This window comes from Corallococcus terminator, from assembly GCF_003611635.1.
GTDB lineage: Bacteria > Myxococcota > Myxococcia > Myxococcales > Myxococcaceae > Corallococcus > Corallococcus terminator.
Genome location: NZ_RAVZ01000211.1, coordinates 1 through 17,238 on the forward strand (window position 1 = coordinate 1; position 17,238 = coordinate 17,238).

Consider the following 17,238-nt stretch of genomic DNA (forward strand, 5'->3'; position numbering starts at 1 on the left):
TGCCCCATCCCCACCACGACGCAGTGCGCATCGGTGCGGAGCTGGTAGGACCCACCCGCCTCGCGAAGGTGCGCCACCAACTTGCCCAGGCTGTGGCCCAGTGGAGGCCACAGGAAGAGCCGCCCCGGTCCATCGGGCGGCTCAGGCAGGGTCTGGCAACGACCACATCCGTTCACCTGGGTCATGATGCGGCCTTGGCGTCACGGGGTGTGGCGGAAGATGAGCAGCCCGCGCGTCGTGTCCCACCCATACACCAGCCCGTCCGCCACGTGAACGCCCTGGAGGCCCTCGAAGTAGGTCAACCCACGGCGCGTGTCGGTGTCGCTCCAGGTGTTGAAGTACCCAGAGGGCTTGAGCGTCCCCAGCGTGGACACGTCGTACGCGCGCAGACCGTCCTGGTAGTTGGCCATGTAGAGCGTGGTTCCCGACAGCGCCAGGCCCCCCAGGGAGGCCTCCTTGCGCAGCGCCAGTTCGTCACGCTGCACGATGGCCTCCGGGTTGGTGGCGTCCAGGGTCAGGACCGAGGAGCCCCACGCATCCGAGCCCGCGTACACGGCGGGGGCGGTGCCCTGCTTGCCCACGGCCAGGGCGCTGGTGGAGAAGCCGGCGTAGCGGCCCAGCAGCTTGGGCGCCTTCGTCGTCGCCACGTTGGTGACGTCCGTCACCGAGACGCCGTAGCTCCAGTTGCTCACGTACAGGCGGTTTTCCAGCACCGTCAGCGCGTAGGGGAACTCGCCCGCGGTGGCGCTCGTGCCCTCCACCGCGTAGCGCACCACCAGCACCGGCGCGAGCGGCTGGGTGACATCCAGGATGATGACGTCCGAGCGGGGCGCGGGCGACGCCACGTAGAGCAGGTTGCCATCCTTCGCCAGCGCATCCACCCGCGTCGGCGTCGCCGCCTCCGAGAGGAACTGCTTGGTGCAGTTCGGGACCGCGGGGTCGACGGTCAGGTCGCACAGGCGCAGGCCCTTGTCGTAGGTGCCCACGAAGAGCGTCGAGCCAGACACGAGGGCGGTGGTGAACACCTCCGTCCCGAACTTCTGCTTGGACGCAAGCGTCGGGTGCGCGGGGTCCTTCACGTCGTAGACGACCAGGCCTTCCTCGCGCGCCGTCACGTACGCATAGCCGCCCGCCACCACCACGCCCGTGGGCCGGCCTCCAGGAAGGGCGATCTCGCTCAGCAGCTCCACGCGGTCGGCTTCCGCTTCGCCTTCACGCCGCACCACGCGCCTCGCGGTGAACGTGCCCTGACGCGTCGTCGTCCCGTTGACACAGACGCGCACCACGCCCAGCACCTCGCCAGGGCCCGAGGCCTTGCAGCCGGCGAACGCGTAGCGCACCGCACCGCCATCCGAGCCCGTCACGTCGCTGGCCAGGAAGAAGGTGTCCTCGGTGATCTGCTTCGTCGTCATCGGCAGGCCGATGAGCAGCGGATCCCCGGGGGCGAAGCGGAGGGTGGACGGACCGATGTAGCCGTCCTCGAACGCGATGTTGGTGTTCCAGATGCCTTCGGGTTGGACCGCGGCCAGGGTCGAGCGGTCACAACCGGGCAGGTCGATGGCTTCAACCTGACACTCGGCTTTGTTGTCGGAATCGTCGGAATTGCCGCATCCGACGGCGAGGAACACGGTAGCGGCCACGAGGGGGAGGCGGTTCATTCCCTCCTCCATACCGGGCGATGCCGACCGGAGCCAAGTCCCCTCCCGCGCGCAGAGGGTGAACACCCCGGACGTCCACCGTCACGCAAAGAAACAAATGAACCGCTTGTGCGTTTCCGATGGGAGAGCGAGCCTCCCACCGGGCCCCTGATACGCCTGTCTCCTCGCCTTACGAGGTGCTTTTTGAACCCCCGTCCGCACGTGGTCGCCGTGCTGCTGGCCCTGCTCCTTCCGGAGCTCGTGCTCGCCCAGGTCTTCGTCGTCCCCCGTCGCGCGGGGAAGACGCCCGTGAACAGCTACGAGTTCGAGTGGCGGCACATCGACATCCTCGTGGGCCCTGGCGCGACCGGTGTCGCCAAACCCCCGGAGAAGACCGCGCATGATCAGCCCCCCGGCGCCCAGGGCGGCGCGATTCCCCAGGCGCCCACCGTGAACCCGCAGACGGGCGACACGCTGTCGCCTCCGGGCGGCCCGGAGGTCACCCCTTCCGGACAGGTGACGTCGGCGCCCCCGGGCCCGGGCAACACCCTGACGGCGGGCGTCACGCCCGACGGGAGAGCGGCGGACGCGGGCAGCGGGCCACCGACCGTCGTCGGGCTGGAGGACGGCGGCCTCCCGCCCCCGGGCGTGGTGGCGCTGGCGGATGGCGGCACGGTGGGTGACGCGGGCGCGGTCGCGGGCATGGTCGGCGACGATGGCGGAACCACGTTCTCCGGCTCCCCGCTGATGCTGGGCAGCACGGACGGCGGCTTCAACTACACCTACGCGAAGGACCTGGGCGCCAAGACGGGCGGCGTGCGCTTCTACTTCTACGAGCGCGAGCGCGCGGTGGCCGAGCGCGCCGCCCCCATCATCGAGGAGGCGTACCGGTACCTGGTGGACCAGTTCAAGTACGTCCCCACCGAGACGTTCCCGTACATCCTCTACAGCAGCTACGCGGAGTTCCTCCAGACGAACGTGTTCGCGGTCTCCGAGGGCACGCTGGGCGTCACCAGCACCGAGGACCTGAAGCTGTCGCTGCCGTACCTGGGCGACCACCACCTGTTCGATGAGATCAGCACCCACGAACTGGCGCACCAGTTCACCATCCAGAAGGTGCGCACCGTGGCGGAGCAGGCCAAGGTGTTCGGGGATCCGCTGGGCGGCTATCCGCTGTGGTTCATCGAAGGTCTGGCCGAGTTCTACGCCAAGCGCGGGTTGGATCCCGAGGCGGAGATGCTGGTGCGGGACCTGCTGGTCAACCCGGACCTGATGAAGGGCTACGCGTTCCTCGACTTCTTCTCCCCCGGGCCCTACGGCTACCTGTGGATCTACAAGGTCGGTCAGGCGCGCGTAGCCTTCCTGGAGGAGGAGTACGGCGCGGGCATCATCCAGCGGCTGCTGGAGGAGGCGCCCCGGCTGGTGGGCGGCTCGCGCGATGCGCCGTCGCTCAAGTTCGAGGAGCTGCTGGAGCGACTCACGGGGGATGATCCCAAGCGCATCTCCGCGCGCTTCGAGAACTGGCTCAAGCGCCGTTCGTTCAAGACGTACCTGGACTCCGCGCAGACGGCGCCCGCGCTGGATTCGCTGGGCGAGACGCCCGGAATCGTCACCGCGATGACCAGCGGTCCGGACGGAAACGTGCTGGCCCTGCGCACCATCGTGCCGGAGACGGGCGAGAGCCGGCTGTACCTCATCGATCCGCGCTCGCCGGAGAAGAACGTCAAGGTCGCGGGCGACGGCGTGCCGGGCGTGGAGTCGCTGCACCCGGTGTCCGGCCGCAACTTCGCGCTGACCAAGGACAAGATCGCGTTCGTGGCGGAGCGCACCGGCCGCGACGTGCTGTACGTGCAGGACTACGTGCACCTGCAGGAGCGAAAAGCCACGGACGTGCTGGTGAGGCGCTCCGCCGTCCGCACCGGCATCGGGCGGGAGGTGGGCCTCACCGTGAAGCTGGAGGTGGGTGACCGGCGCGAGTACCGCATCGACAGGCAGGGCGTGCTGGCCATCTATTCGCCGGCGTTCTCCCCGGACGGGAAGTTCCTCGCGTTCATCGGCATCAACGATTCGGGCCTGCGCGACGTGTACGTCATCGACCTGTCGCAGGGGCCGGATGCGAAGCCCAAGCAGTTGACCGACGACGTGTTCGCCGAGCGGCAGCTCACCTGGGGCCCGGCCGGCATCATCTACACGTCCGACGCCACGTCCCACCGCAAGTACAACCTCTTCCGCGTGAAGCCGGACGCGCCCGTGGGGCAGGCCGAGCGCCTCACCTCCGAGGAGCGCGACCAGGCGGATCCCATCGCGCTCGCCGACGGGCGCGTGTTCTTCGTGGCCTTCAACCAGAGCAGTTCGGACCTCCATGAGCTGCTGTCGGATGGCCGCATCGTGCGGCGCACCGACCTGACGACGGGCGTCTTCGAACCGGGCCCCGGCCCCGACGGCGGCCTGTGGATGCTCTTCCACATGTCCGGTGAGCGGAAGCCGTCGCTCCTGCGTCCGCCGCGCATGCTGTCGCTGGAGGATGCCAAGGCGCCACAGGCGGATCCGCCCTCCCCCATGGCCATCCGGCCGCTCACCGACGCGCTGGACTACCGGCCCTTCACGCGTGAGAACATCGAACTGGGGCCCATCTTCGGCTTCGCGGGCGCGGGCGGCGGCGGCTTCGTGGGCCAGGTGTTCGCGTCCGCGTCGGACCGGTTGCGCGACCACCAGATGGTGCTGTCGCTGGCGGTGTACGGCTCGTTCGAGCTGACGGACGGCCTGCTGCTCTACATCAACGACGAGAAGCGCACGACGTGGGGCGGCGGCATCTTCCAGTCGCTGCGCTTCCGCATCGACAAGACGTTCGACGACCTGCCGCCGGAGCAGCGGCCGTTCTTCATCTCGTCGGAGCGCTACTTCGGCGCGTTGGGCAGCCTGCGCTACCCGCTCAGCACCTTCTTCTACGTGCAGGGCGACCTGAGCGTCGGCGGCACGAAGTACTTCCTGGACGACTACAACGAGTTCTACCTGGCGTTCCCGGAGCGCAACGAGTCGAACATGGAGCTGCTGTCCGCGTGGCGCGCCGACAACCAGCACATCCGCTTCCAGACAGAGCTGAGCGGCCGCATCGGCTACGACAGCCTCAAGTACCACTACGCGACGGGACCGCTCGCGGGCAGCTCCATCCTGTTGGAGGCCACCGCCGGCCTGCAGCCCTTCGACGGGCAGGCGTACGGCAACATGCGCTTGGACATGGAGCGGTACTTCCCCATCTACGGCCGCAGCAACATCTTCATCCGCCTGGGCGCAGGCAGCACGGTGGGCGGCCGGTACGCGCGCTCCTACTACCTGTCCAGCTTCGACACGCTGCGCGGCGTGAACTTCGGTGACGAGGAGTGGCTCTTGGGCCAGCACTTCGTCTACTCCACGCTGGAGGCGCAGTTGCCGCTCAACGACATCATCCGGGTGGCCTTCCTGAGCGACCTGGAGGCCATCGCGGCCATCGACGCGGGCGGCGTGGGTGATGGGACGCACGACCTCTGGGACCACCGCGTCCTCAACGCCGTCGTGGGCTTCAACCTGTCGCTGGGGCCCCTCCTCTTGCGGCTGCACTTCGCGCGACCGTTCGACATCAAGGCCGCCGCTGGCAAGCCCGACGAGGGCTGGGTGACGAACTTCTCCATCGGCGTCGCCGGCCTCAACGGCTTCTTCGATCAGAAGGACACCGGCAAGAAGGCGGTCGCCACCGCGCCCAGCTTCTCGCTGATGCCGTCGTTGGGCAGCGGCTACACCACGCCCCTGGTGCACTGACGCTCAGGCACCGGGGTCGTGGTTCGCGGGCAGCGCGCCTCAGGACTGCGCGGCGACGAGGGCGGCGTTGGCGCGAGCCAGCGGCCCCCCGTCGTTGGGGATGCGTTCGAAGTCCCCGCGCAGGGCCTTGATGGCGAACTTCTCCAGGTCGATCTCCCGGCGGGTGCGCACGCCCAGCGTGCGCACCAGCGCGGACAGCGGCCCGAAGCCGGTGAGGCCCTGCTGAAGCAGCAGGGCCAGCGTCACGCCGCTGAGCACGCGCCAGCCCTGGCGGCCACGGCGGCCCCCCAGGAGCAGCCCCGCCAACGCGAGCGCGGAGCCCCCCACGGCCACGGCGCGGTGCATCTCCCATTCGCGCTCCAGCTTGTCGAGGTACTGGCTCATCTCCGCGCGGTCCGCTCGCTCGGCCATGCAGCGGACACACGACTCCACGTGCGCGTCGATGCGACGGTTCACCGTGGATGGCGCATGGGTCCGCGCGGCATCGGACGAGGTCTGGTTCCAGGACTCCATCATCACTCCCCTGACGGGTTCGCGGACGGGCTCGGGCCGTCCTCCAGCCTGCTCCTGGAAAGCTAGGGCTGCCCCAGGCGTTCGTGCACAGCGCTCCGTCCGGCGGCCTTCGCCCGGCTGCCCGGCCCGACCTCGGACACGGGACGCCTGCTCCGCTGCTTTGGGACACCGGGCAGGCAGCCGTGAAACGGAGGTCTCACGCGGTCCGCCATGCGTCGCTGTCAGGAGCGCAAGCCTCACCGGGTGAGAAGGGATTTTCCCCATCCGTGGCGGTCCGGTGGACTTGAAGAGGCCACTTGCCAACCCCGCAGGGCGTGTAGGGGGCCATCCGACGCGCCCCTTGGGAGGCACACGCCTTGCTCCTGGGCAGGGCAATGATGCGTTCAAGGCTCCTGCTCAGTCTCTCGATGTTGCTGGCCGCGTGCGGTGGTGCCGGTTCGTCGAATCCCGATGTTCCTCCCACCGTGACGGATCCCGGCATCACGGATCCCGGCACGACGGATCCCCAGGGCCCGGTGGATCCACTGCCCGTGGATCCACCTCCCGTGGACCCTCCTCCAACAGAACCGCCTCCGGTGGATCCACCGCCCGTGGATCCGCCACCGGTTCCGGAGGTGGAGCGGCCCTTCACGCTGCCGAAGGTGCAGGCGGCGCTGGCGGAGTACGCGCTGGTCATCCCCGCGGAGGCGATGGCGAAGTTCCAGGCCGACCCGTGGACGGAGGAGCAGGACGCGACGTTCCAGGCCAACGGCAAGAGCTTCCCGGTGAAGGTGCGGCTGCGCGGCGCGTCCGCGCGCTTCTTCGACAAGAAGAGCTGGAACGTCAGCTTCGCGGACAAGGACAAGTTCGAGGGCCGCACGTCGCTCAACCTCGTGGCCGAGTACGCCGACGCGTCGATGCTGGCGGAGAAGATTGCCTACGACCTGCTGACGGCGATGCGGGTGCCCGCGTCCACGGCGAAGTTCGTGCGGCTGTCCGTGAATGGCCAGTACGAGGGCGTGTTCCTGGAGGTGGAGCAGGTCAACAAGGCCTTCCTCAAGGCGCATGAGCTGCCGGACGACGATGCGTCCATCTACCGCGCGGGCTGGAAGGACACGGAGTTCAAGACGTGGAAGGTGCCCTACCAGGGCGACTGGGTGAAGAAGACGAACGAGAAGGAGCCCAACGACGCGCTGTGGAAGGTGCTGGACGTCATCAACCACACGCCGGAGCCGGAGCTCGTCACCACCCTGGAGAAGAACCTGGAGGTGGAGTCCTACGTGCGCTCCATGGTGTTGGACGCGCTGATGTCCAACAACTACGTGGAGGACTCGGAGAGCTACTTCCTGAACGACAAGATCACCGGGCGCTGGCGCTACGTGCCGTGGGACCTGAACAACGTGGACGCGCGCTGGTGGTACACGAACACCGTGCAGGACATGTCCACGTCGACGAACAGCATGAAGCACCCGCTGTTCAACTTCACGCTGCTGGATGGCTGGGTGGAGAAGATGTACCAGCAGCGCAAGCTGGAGACGGGCAGCTACCCGGGCTACCTGCCGGTGTTCTCCAACCTGGGCACGCGCGTGGTGATGAACCCCGTGCTGCGCGCCCGGCTGGAGGCTCGGCTGGACAAGGCGCTGGAGGAGCTCTTCACCCCGGAGGTGATGAACCCGTACATCGACCAGCTCCACGCGCTGGTGGATCCGTCCATGAAGACCGACCCGTACATGGACTACGCGCGCTTCACCGCGGGCAAGGCGTACATGAAGCGCTTCGTGCAGGTGCGGCGCGACTTCGTGAAGGCGGAGGTGAAGCGGCTGGCGGCGCAAAAGTCCACGCTGGTGCTGGGGGCCTTCGACCCCCGCGCGGGCTGGGTGGAGGTGACCAACCGGGGCACGCAGGCCGTGTCGCTCCAGGGCATGACGCTGACGACGAACCTGCGGGTGAGCCTGGCGGCCAGTGACCATGCGCCCACGCAGGTGGCGCCGCCCACGGGCGTGGTGCTGGGCAGCATCACGGTGGCGCCGGGCCAGACGGTGCGGCTGGATGCCGCCGCGCTGGGCATCACCTTCCCCGCCAAGGGCGAGGTGGGCCTGTTCGACGGCAAGTCGGTGGTGGGCATGAAGGACCTGCTCTTCTACGGCGAGCTGCCCTCGGGCAGGCACTACGTCCGTGGCGAGAAGGGCTGGGAGGCGCGCTGAGTCGTCGCGCGGACAGCGGGCCGTGGGTCCGCTGTCCGCCGGGCATCAACCGCTGAGGGAGGCACGTGCGGGGCGGGGTGGAACGGGTTAGCACCCGGACCATGCCCGCCTCTCGCGTTCTGGATGACCTGTTGCCTCGCCGTGGTGGTCCCCTGCCCCGCGTGGCCGTCATCGGCGCGGGCGTGTCGGGGCTGACGCTCGCCCGGGTGTTGGCGGGGGCGGGCTTCCCCGTGCGCGTGCTGGACAAGGGCCGTGGACCGGGCGGTCGGTTGTCCACGCGGCGCGATGCGGATGGCGGCACGTTCGACCACGGGGCGCAGTACTTCACGGCGCGGGATCCGCTCTTCGTGGCGCAGGTGGAGGCGTGGGTGGCGCAAGGGCTCGCGGCCCCGTGGCAGGGCCGCATCGGGACCCTGGAGCCCGGGGCGGTGACACCTTCGGCGAAGGAGTCCGTGCGGTACGTGGGCGTGCCGGGGATGAACTCGGTGGCGAAGGTGCTCGCGGACGGGTTGGACCTCCGGAGTGGGGTCCGGGTGGAGCGGGTGTCACGGGACGGGAAGGCGTGGCGACTGACGTCGGATTCAGGCGAGGACCTGGGGCTGGCGGAGGTCGTCGTGGCCGCGGTTCCCGCTCCGCAGGCCGTGCCGCTCCTGGCGGGGGCGCCCGCGTTGGCGGATCAGGCGAAGGGGGCCCGACTGTCACCGTGCTGGGCGGTGATGGCCCGGTTCGAGGCGCCCGTGGCGCTGGCGCTCGATGGGGCGTTCGTGAAGGACTCGCCGTTGTCGTGGGTGGCCCGCGAGGCGAGCAAGCCGGGCCGGGCTTCGGGGGAGCGGTGGGTGCTGCACGGGTCGCCGGAGTACAGCGCCGCGCACCTGGAGGAGACGCCGGAGGAGGTGGCTCCAAAGCTCTTGGAGGCGTTCGCTCAAGCCCTGGGCACGGGCGTGCGCGCGGTGGAGGCGGTGGCCCACCGCTGGCGCTTCTCGATGCCCTCACCTCCCCTGGACACGCGGGCCCTGTACGACGCGGAGGCAGGGCTGGGCGCTTGCGGGGACTGGTGCGCCGGGCCGCGCGTGGAGGGTGCGTTCCTCAGTGGCGTGGCGCTGGCGCGTCGGGTGGTCGAAGGCGTTCGCGGTCCTTGAGCCAGTGCTATTCGCGCTCGCGCACCACCAGCGTGCGGCGGGCGGTGAGACCCCGGTCATCGGTGACGAGGATGTCGTGCGTGCCCACCGAGGGCCGCCACCAGAGGCGCTCGGCGGCGCGCGCGGTGCCCAGGAAGGCTCCGTCCACGAACCAGGTCAGCTCCCGGTCGTGCGCGGCCTCCGCCTCCAGCGGGACCTCCTGCTCCCTCGCGGACATGCCGGGGATGAGCAGCGCCACCTGCCCTTCCGGGGGCGAGAGGATGATGGGCGTGTCGCGCTCTCCTCCCGCGATGCAGCCGGGCGCGAACGGGGGCGGCTCCGGCAACTGGCGCTGCTGCTCCGCGAGCCACCGGCGCAGGCTGGACGGCCACGTCAGGTACACGCGCGACTCCGTCCGGCGGCCCGCGCGGCAGCTCGGCGCCACCGCCAGGCCCGACTCCACGTCCACCTCCACCCGGTGGTGATACGGACACGGCGTCGTCGGCACCGCCGTGCGCACCGCGTCCACCGTCTTGCGCTGCGTGCATGCGTCCGTCGGCAGGTGCCCCGAATACGCGCACACCTCCACGCGCACCAGGTCCTTCGGCGGCGCGGCGTCCTCCTCCTGCAACAGCGCGCCGCGCGGCCCCACGCCCTCCAGGATGTCGAACAACAGCGGGGCCGCGTTCTCCGCGCCCACCAGGTGCACGCTGGACGCGTGGTTGAAGTTGCCCAGCCACACCACCGCTGTGTGCTTCGGCCCCGAACCCGCCGCCCACGCATCCCGGTTGCCGAAGCTCGTGCCCGTCTTCCAGTGCACCCGCGCGGGCAGGCCCGTCAGCCGTCGGCGCTCCGGGAAGTCCGGCCGGTCGCGCAGCGACAACGCCTGCCGCGTCAGCCACGCCGCACCCGGTGACACCAGCGCGCGGGCCTTCTTCGCGGGACCCGGCTCCTCCTCCAGCACCCGCAGCGGCCGGGCCTGTCCATCCCCTGCCAGCGACAGGTAGATGCCCGCGAGCTCCAGGGGCGTGAGCTCCAGCCCGCCCACCGCCGCGGACAAGCCGTAGTGCCCCGGGTGCGGATCCAGGCTGGTGACGCCCGCCTGTCGCAGCGAGCCCAGGAAGCCCTCCACGCCCAGCCGCTCCAGGAGCTTCACGAACGGCAGGTTGAGCGACTGCGACAGCGCGGACTCCATGCGCACGAGCCCCTGGAAGCGCCCGTCGAAGTTGCGCGGCGCATAGCCGCCGTACGCCGCCGGGATGTCCGTCACCAGCGTCTCCGGCCCCACCAAGCCCTGATCAATCCCCAGCGCGTACAGCAGCGGCTTGAGCGCCGAACCCGGTGAGCGCGGCGTGGCGAAGCCGATGATCTGCCCGCCGTTTTTCCCGTCGAAGAAGTCGAAGTTGCCCACCAGCGCGCGCAATTCACCGGAGTCGCGGTCCGCCACCACCACCGCGCCGTTGTGGATGCCCTGCCGCTCCAGCCGCCGGGCCGCGTCGCCCAGCGTGCGCTCCACCAACCGCTGCGTGCCCGCGTCCAGCGTCGTGCGCAGCCACGCCACGTCCGGCTGCCGCGCCTTCAGCCACACCGCCGCGTGCGGTGCCTCCCGGGGGAACGGCTTCAACACGTCCGGCACCTGCGTCGCGCGCACCTCCTCCAGCACCACGTCGGAGGCCACCCCGTCCACGCCCAGGCCCCCCGACTCCAACAACCGCCTCGCGATGTCGTCCCGGGCCGAGCGCAGCCGGGCCGTGTTCTCCGGCGACGGAAACCGCCGGTTCGGGTTCTGCGGCACCGCCAGCAACGTGGAAATCTCCGCCGGACTCAGGTGCTGCGCGGTGTGCCCGAAGTACGCGAGCGCCGCCGCCTCCACGCCCTCCACGTTGCGGCCATACGGAACGAACTGGAGGTACGCCTCCAGCACCTCCTGCTTCGACAACCGCACCTCCAGTTGCGCGGCGCGGAACGACTCCACGACCTTGGAGGTGAACGTGCGCGGCCGTGGCTCCAGCACGCGCACCAACTGCATCGTCAGCGTGGAAGCGCCCGACACCCGCCGCCCCCGGCTCAAGTTGAGGCCGACGGCGCGCAGGGCCGCGAGCGGATCCACGCCCGGGTGCTGGAAGAATCGCTTGTCCTCCAGCGCCAGCAGGGCGCGGACATAGGCCCGGTCGATGCGGTCCTTCGGCGCGGGAATGCGCCACCGCTCGTCCGGGGCGAGGAAGACGTACGCGGGCGAGCCATCCCGGTACGCCATCACCACCGAGGGGGGCGCCGCCAACCGCTCCGGCAACGGCACCCACCAGGCCGCCGCGAGGCCCGTGCACAGCAGCACGAGCCCCGCCAGCAGCCCCCCCACCCACTTCCTTTTGTCCAGATGCAGGCGACGCATGGGGGCCTAGAGGAGTTCGTCCTTCCAGGGGCCCACCACCTGCACCGTGCCCGCCGCCTCGCGGGCCCAGGTCTCGGAGTCGTACATCGCCTCGGCCTCCGCGGACGGCAGCGTGAAGAAGCCCGCCGTCACCGCGCGCACCGCGTAGACGACCTTCTTCGTCTCACGGGCCTGCAACGCACCGAACACCTCCATGCGGTCGTCGCGCACGTTCACGTAGTCCGGGGCCCACTGCGCGTCCTCGGCCACCCAGTCCACGCTGCCACCCCGGCCCAGGCGGGCGTTCTCAATCTCCCAGCCCGCCGGCAACCGGTCCACCAGCGCGATGTTCTGGATGCGCTCGCCGGTGGTGTTGGTGACTTCCAGTTGCACGTAGATGAGGTCCGCCAGCTTCACCGGCGTCGACTTCAGGTCCAGCGCGGTGCCATCCAGCGAGTGCCAGGTGCGCTTGAGCGTCAGCCCCTGGCCCCCCACCTTCACCTCCGGCGTGGTGCGCACGCCCTCGCTGTTGACGATGAGGTAGACGGAGCCCGTCCCCTTGTCCTTCATCTCCACCGACAGGCCGGTCCGCTCGCTGGCGCGCGCCAGCGACCACGTGCGATCCGACACGCGAGCGTCCTTCTCCGGGCTGGCCGCCACGGCCTTTCCACCGGCCGTCAGCGTGGGAGGCGTGAAGCTGGTCGCCGTGCCCTGCAGCCGCTTGCCCAGGCCGGTGATGCCCCACACCAGCTCCTGCGTGGAGTAGTACGCCGACGAGCGTGTCTGGAGCGCCGTCGCCACCATGCGCGCCAGCGGTTCGCCTTCCGGCGCGTCGCCGAAGAGGTCCTGGAAGGTGCTCAGCAGCATGCCGCGCCGACGCCGGTCGGAATAGAACGACCAGTTGTTCTTGCGCTCGTCGGTGACGGGCGACAGGTCAGGGCCGCGCAGGTCCTTCTCATAGCGACGGTCACCGGAGAGCCACAGCGCGGCCTTGAGCAGGTACTGGTCCTCCAGCTCTTCACCCGTGAGCGGCTTCTTCTTCGCGCCCGTCTCCAGCGCGGTCACCAGCGCCTGCACGCGCGCCTTGCGCCCCTTGCCCGCGGCCGCGAGCACGTAGTGCATGTACGGCTCCGCGTGCCCGTAGTGGTCGTCCCGGCTGAGCTTGCCCTCGTTCTGGGTCAGCTCGTTGCCCAGCCACGTGAGCGCGCTCTCCAGTCGGTCCTCCGGCACCGGGTACTTCAGCTTGCGCGCGTCCAGGAGCATGTGCGTCGCGTAGGCCGTTCCCCAACCCACGGGCTCCTGGGAACCCGGCCAGTAGGCGAAGCCGCCCGAGGACGTCTGCATGGACAGCACCCGGTTGATGCCCGACTGCACCATGTCCTCCACCTTCGCCGTGGAGACGAGCGTGGGGTCCACCCGTTCCACCAGTTGGCTCACGTACAGGAGCGGCCGGGTGGAGGACGTCGTCTGCTCGATGCAACCGTACGGGTAGCGCACCAGGTACGAGAGGTGCTGGAGCGACTTCGCGTAGGGATTGTTCGTCACCCACACCGTGGTGCGCTCGGTGGTGGGCACCCAGCCCTGGAGCAGCGGCCCCAGGTCCGTCGTGCCCTGCGCCAGCTCCACCTGCTGGATCCTGCGCTCGCGCGGACCCGCCGGAGACAGCGGCACGTCCAACTGTTCGCGTGACGTGTAGCCACCGCCCTCCACCGTCACGAGGAGCCGCGCCGCGCCCACGGACTGCACCGCGCGGCCCTGGAACACGAAGGTGCGCGACTTGCCATCCTCCAGCCGGGCCCGGCCCTCGTTCTGGCCCGAAAGCTTCAGCGGTGAGCCCACGTCCGCGGGCATCGCCATCCCCGGCACCGCCAGCGCTTCGGTCGCGAGCGTCACCTTCACGTCCTGCGCCTTGCCGGACAGGTTGGTGACGAAGACGGGGATCTGGATGTCGTCGTTCTGGGTGAGGAAGCGCGGCAGCGTCGTCTGGAGCACCAGCGGGTCGCGCACCAGCACCTGCGCGCTGGCCCGGCCGATGCGCTTGTTGCCCGCCGTCACCACCATCACCCGCACGGCGCCCCGGTACTGCGGCAGCTTGAAGGGCACGCGGAGTTTGCCGGAGGCCGGCACCTCCACCACGCCGCTCCACAGCGCCACCGGCTTGACGGGCTGCACGCGGCCCGCGGCCCCGGCCTCGTCACCACCCGTGGAGCTGGAGTTGCCTCCGGGCGGCACGAGCAGCGCCCAGCCCACCGTTTCGAAGGTCTGGATGCCCAGCGCGCGCCGGGTGAAGATCTCCTTGAGCGGATCCGGACTCTGGAAGCGCGTGAGGGACAGGATGCCCTCGTCCACCACCGCCACGGTGGCGAAGGTGGGGCCTTCCACGCCCTCCAGCGCCAGGTCCACGGTGAGGGTGTCGTTGGAGCGGACCTCCTTGGGCACCGTCAGCGTGACGGCCTGGGTGAAGTCCACCGGCTCCAGCGAGATGCTGCCCACGCCGAAGGCGCGGTCGGGCATGAAGGCCTTGGCGGACTCCAGGTGCGGATCCTTCACGAGGAACGCGCTCACGTAGATGTTGGGCGCGTACTCCGTCGGCGTGAAGCTCCAGGACACCTCCCCGGGCTCCGCCTGCTTCCACGTCGTGAAGAGCACGCGGTCGGTCTCCACCGTGAAGAGGACGCGGCCCCGGTAGGGCGCCTTGACCTTCACCGTGAGGGCCTCGCCCACCTTGCCCTTCGCGGGCAGCGACAGCTCCAGCGCGGTGGGCTTCATCGGGCGCGGCGTCTGATCCACGCGCGAGCCCTCGCCCCACCAGTAGTAGCGGCCGTCACCCTCCAGGGCCAGGTCCGACTGGGTGGCACCCGCGCGAGCGCGCACGAGGTAGCCCGCGCCGTCGCGGCCCGGTGTCACGGTGGCGGTGAAACGGCCGCCCTCCACCTTCGCCGTCAACTGGCCGTCGCGCTGGGGACGCAGGTAGCGCTGGTAGCGCTCGTAGCCGGATTCCTCGTCGTAGTAGTAGCCGTAGTTCTCCTCCAGCAACTGGTACTCCAGTTCCACCGTCTTCGGCCCCTTGCCGTCGGCGACGAGCTGACCGTTCCAGTCCACCACCACGCCCGACACCGTGAAGGGCGTGGACGCCTTCACCTTCTGCGTGTTGGCCTGGAGGCCCAGGTAGTACGTCTCCGGGTGCACCGGCACGTTCGCCTCGCCGATGGTGGCGCGGCCACTGCCGGACTCGAAGACGCTGGCCACGGCGGACAGCCGCGACGCGCCCTTGACGGGCCCCGACGCCGCCTGCGCCGGGCACTTGAGCAGCGCCTGTCCCTTCGCATCCAGCGTGCCCTTCACCTGGCCCAGCGTGACGGGCCGGGGCTCATTGCCGTCCTGGCGCCAGATGCCGTAGGTGTACTGCCCGTTCTGCTTGGGCTTGAAGGGCGCCGACTCCAGCCGGCACGTCATCTCCACCGGGCTGCCCTCCGCCGAGCCGCCGAAGAGGTACGCGGCCTCCACGGCCACCGGAATCTCCGCGCCCTGCTTGTAGCCAGGGGCCTGCGTGGCCGCGGTCACCTTCATGCGCTCCGGGACGAACTCCTCCACGCTCAGGCCGTAGGAGGCCACCTCGCGGTCGGCGATCTTCAGGCGCACCGAATAGCGGCCCGTGTCCTGGAAGGCCGCGAACTTCTGGTCCAGCGACACCAGGCCCGCCGCGTTCGTCTTCAGCGTCTCCTTGCGGATCTCACGCTCGCGCGGGTCGATGACGCGCACCTCCACCGGCATGCCCGCGGGCGGCGCCAGGTTGTCCTGGCCGCGCAGCACCGCGGCCACATGCGCGGTGTCCCCGGGGCGGTACACACCGCGGTCGGACCAGAGCGAGGCGCGGTACGGCTGCTCGGCGCGGTACGGCTCGCCCTGCACGTCCGAGTTGGCGATCTCCGTCTTGAGCTCGTCGTACTTGAGGTACGTCAGCTCGTCACCCTTCCGGGCCACGAGCGCGAACGGCACGCTGTCATCCGTGTCCGGCGCGGGCACTTTGAGCTGGCAGCCGGAGTCTCCCTGCGTGGTGCAACGGGCCACCGTCTGCCCGCTCTTCTTCACCAGCGACACCTCCACGCCAGACAGCGGTTCGGTGCTCTCCAGGCCCAGCGCCCAGACCCAGACCTCGCCGGAGTCCTTGGAGCCCGGCGCGGGACCGCCCTTCTTGGCGACGAGGCTCAGGTCGGTGAGCAGGATGCGGGAGGCAGCACGGTAGTCGCCGCGCTCGGCGGTGATCTCCACGAGGCCGCGCGTGGTGGACGGCACCAGCGAAGCCACATCCACGTAGGTGGTGAGCAGCGAGTCCGGCGTCGACTTGAGGGGCACGTCCTTGCGCAGCAGCACGTTGCTGGTCCGCTCGTTCGCCTTCTCGTCGGAGTCATCGCTCATCCAGAAGACGAGGTTCTCCGGCGGCACGTTGCGCACCGTGAGCGTCACCTCCTCCAGGTTGAGGTGCTGCAAGGGCAGGTTCTTCCACGCGCTGCGCGGCAGGTAGCGACCGCTGGTGGAGAAGCGCACCTGGGGCGCGCGCGCGGGCACGGAGTAGCCGCGCGAGAAGGCGCCCAGGAAGGTGCCGCCGCCCACGGTGGGCGTGCCCTCCGCGATGGAGAGCGTGTGCGGACCGCGCTTGAAGTCACCGAAGATGCGGAAGCCGCGGCGCGACGGCGCGACGGTGAACTTCACCTTGGGCTTGAAGCGCAGGGCCTCCGCGGCCACGGCGTCGCTCAGCGTGCAGCCCCGGTTGTCGTCGTCGTAGTAGTACGAATCCCACCGCTCATCGACGGGGCTGGGGGACGCGTCCGCCTCCACGTCGCGGCAGCTCACCTCGAAGAAGTAGCCGTTGGCGCCCTCCTCCAGGCTGACGTAGGTGATGTCCGTGCGCTTGCCGCCGGCCAGCGGGAAGCTGGCGTTGGCCGCCGGAGCCTTCGTATCGGGTGCTCCCGCCTGCGCCAGCCCGTCACGCAGCGCGAACTGCACGATGGCCGCGGCCCGCAGCTTCGGGTGGGTGAGCGTCACGGCCAGCGAGTTGCGCGTGTCCGCGCGGGTGACCCACTTCGCGTCCGTGATGGCGGCATCCCCGACGCGGAAGCTCGACCGGGAGCGCACGGCGGCCAGGTCCACGGGACCGGAGAAGGTGACGGCCAGCTCCACGAGGCCCTTGGTCAGGTCCATCCGCGTGGGCACCACCTGGACGAACTTGAAGGCGTAGGTGGTGAAGTTGTAGCGCCACGCCCGCTCCGACGGCGGCTTCACGACGCCCGCGTCGGTGCCGACCGAGTCCACGGACACGGTGTACGTCGCGCCGGCCGTGAAGCCGGAGGCCGCCGGGGTGAAGCGCAGCGACGACGGCCCGGTCCACGACAGGCTGCCGGCCACGGGGGGCGAAATCGTCAGCACGCTGCCCAGGACGGATTCGCTGCCCGGGCGCACGGGGCGGGAGAACTCGACGACGATGCCTTCAGGGAGGCTGTTCTCGCTGGCCAGCTCGTGGATGACCGGCGTCAGCGTCTCCGTCTGCATCAGCGCAGCGACCGGAGAGGTGCCCGGCTTCGTGGCATCCGCCGTCCCAGAGGAGGTGGAGGGGGTGGCGG

7 protein-coding genes and 1 pseudogene are annotated in these 17,238 nt (G+C 70.0%); 3 read left to right on the forward strand and 5 right to left on the reverse strand.

The genetic code is table 11. The features are described 5' to 3' along the window. Positions 1-185: pseudogene (locus tag D7V88_RS43880) on the reverse strand (EAL domain-containing protein); the annotation flags it as partial. A gap of 15 nt (positions 186-200) precedes the next feature. After that, a complete protein-coding gene (locus D7V88_RS26335) occupies positions 201-1,658 on the reverse strand; it encodes an LVIVD repeat-containing protein (protein ID WP_158625159.1) in 1,458 nt (485 codons plus the stop codon). Positions 1,659-1,841: 183 nt separating this feature from the next. On the opposite strand from D7V88_RS26335, the gene D7V88_RS26340 reads away from it, so the two are divergent. Next, positions 1,842-5,432, forward strand: a complete 3,591-nt coding sequence (locus D7V88_RS26340) for a PD40 domain-containing protein (RefSeq protein WP_120543392.1) — start codon at positions 1,842-1,844, stop codon at positions 5,430-5,432. Positions 5,433-5,471: 39 nt separating this feature from the next. Here D7V88_RS26340 and D7V88_RS26345 read toward each other — a convergent pair whose 3' ends face one another. Then, positions 5,472-5,945, reverse strand: a complete 474-nt coding sequence (locus D7V88_RS26345) for a hypothetical protein (RefSeq protein ID WP_120543396.1) — start codon at positions 5,943-5,945, stop codon at positions 5,472-5,474. Positions 5,946-6,319: 374 nt separating this feature from the next. Here D7V88_RS26345 and D7V88_RS26350 point away from each other — a divergent pair, with 374 nt between their 5' ends. Then, on the forward strand, positions 6,320-8,128 hold the full coding sequence (locus D7V88_RS26350) for a CotH kinase family protein (protein ID WP_120543393.1): 1,809 nt from the start codon (positions 6,320-6,322) through the stop codon (positions 8,126-8,128). 131 nt (positions 8,129-8,259) lie between these two features. Then, positions 8,260-9,267 (forward strand): NAD(P)/FAD-dependent oxidoreductase, encoded by a 1,008-nt coding sequence (locus D7V88_RS26355; RefSeq protein WP_244238406.1) that lies wholly within the window; start codon positions 8,260-8,262, stop codon positions 9,265-9,267. A gap of 7 nt (positions 9,268-9,274) precedes the next feature. Here D7V88_RS26355 and pbpC read toward each other — a convergent pair whose 3' ends face one another. After that, positions 9,275-11,638, reverse strand: coding sequence for a penicillin-binding protein 1C (gene pbpC / locus D7V88_RS26360; protein WP_120543395.1), 2,364 nt, complete (start codon positions 11,636-11,638; stop codon positions 9,275-9,277). A gap of 6 nt (positions 11,639-11,644) precedes the next feature. After that, a partial coding sequence (locus tag D7V88_RS26365; protein ID WP_120543397.1) for an Ig-like domain-containing alpha-2-macroglobulin family protein occupies positions 11,645-17,238 on the reverse strand: 5,594 nt, incomplete at its 5' end.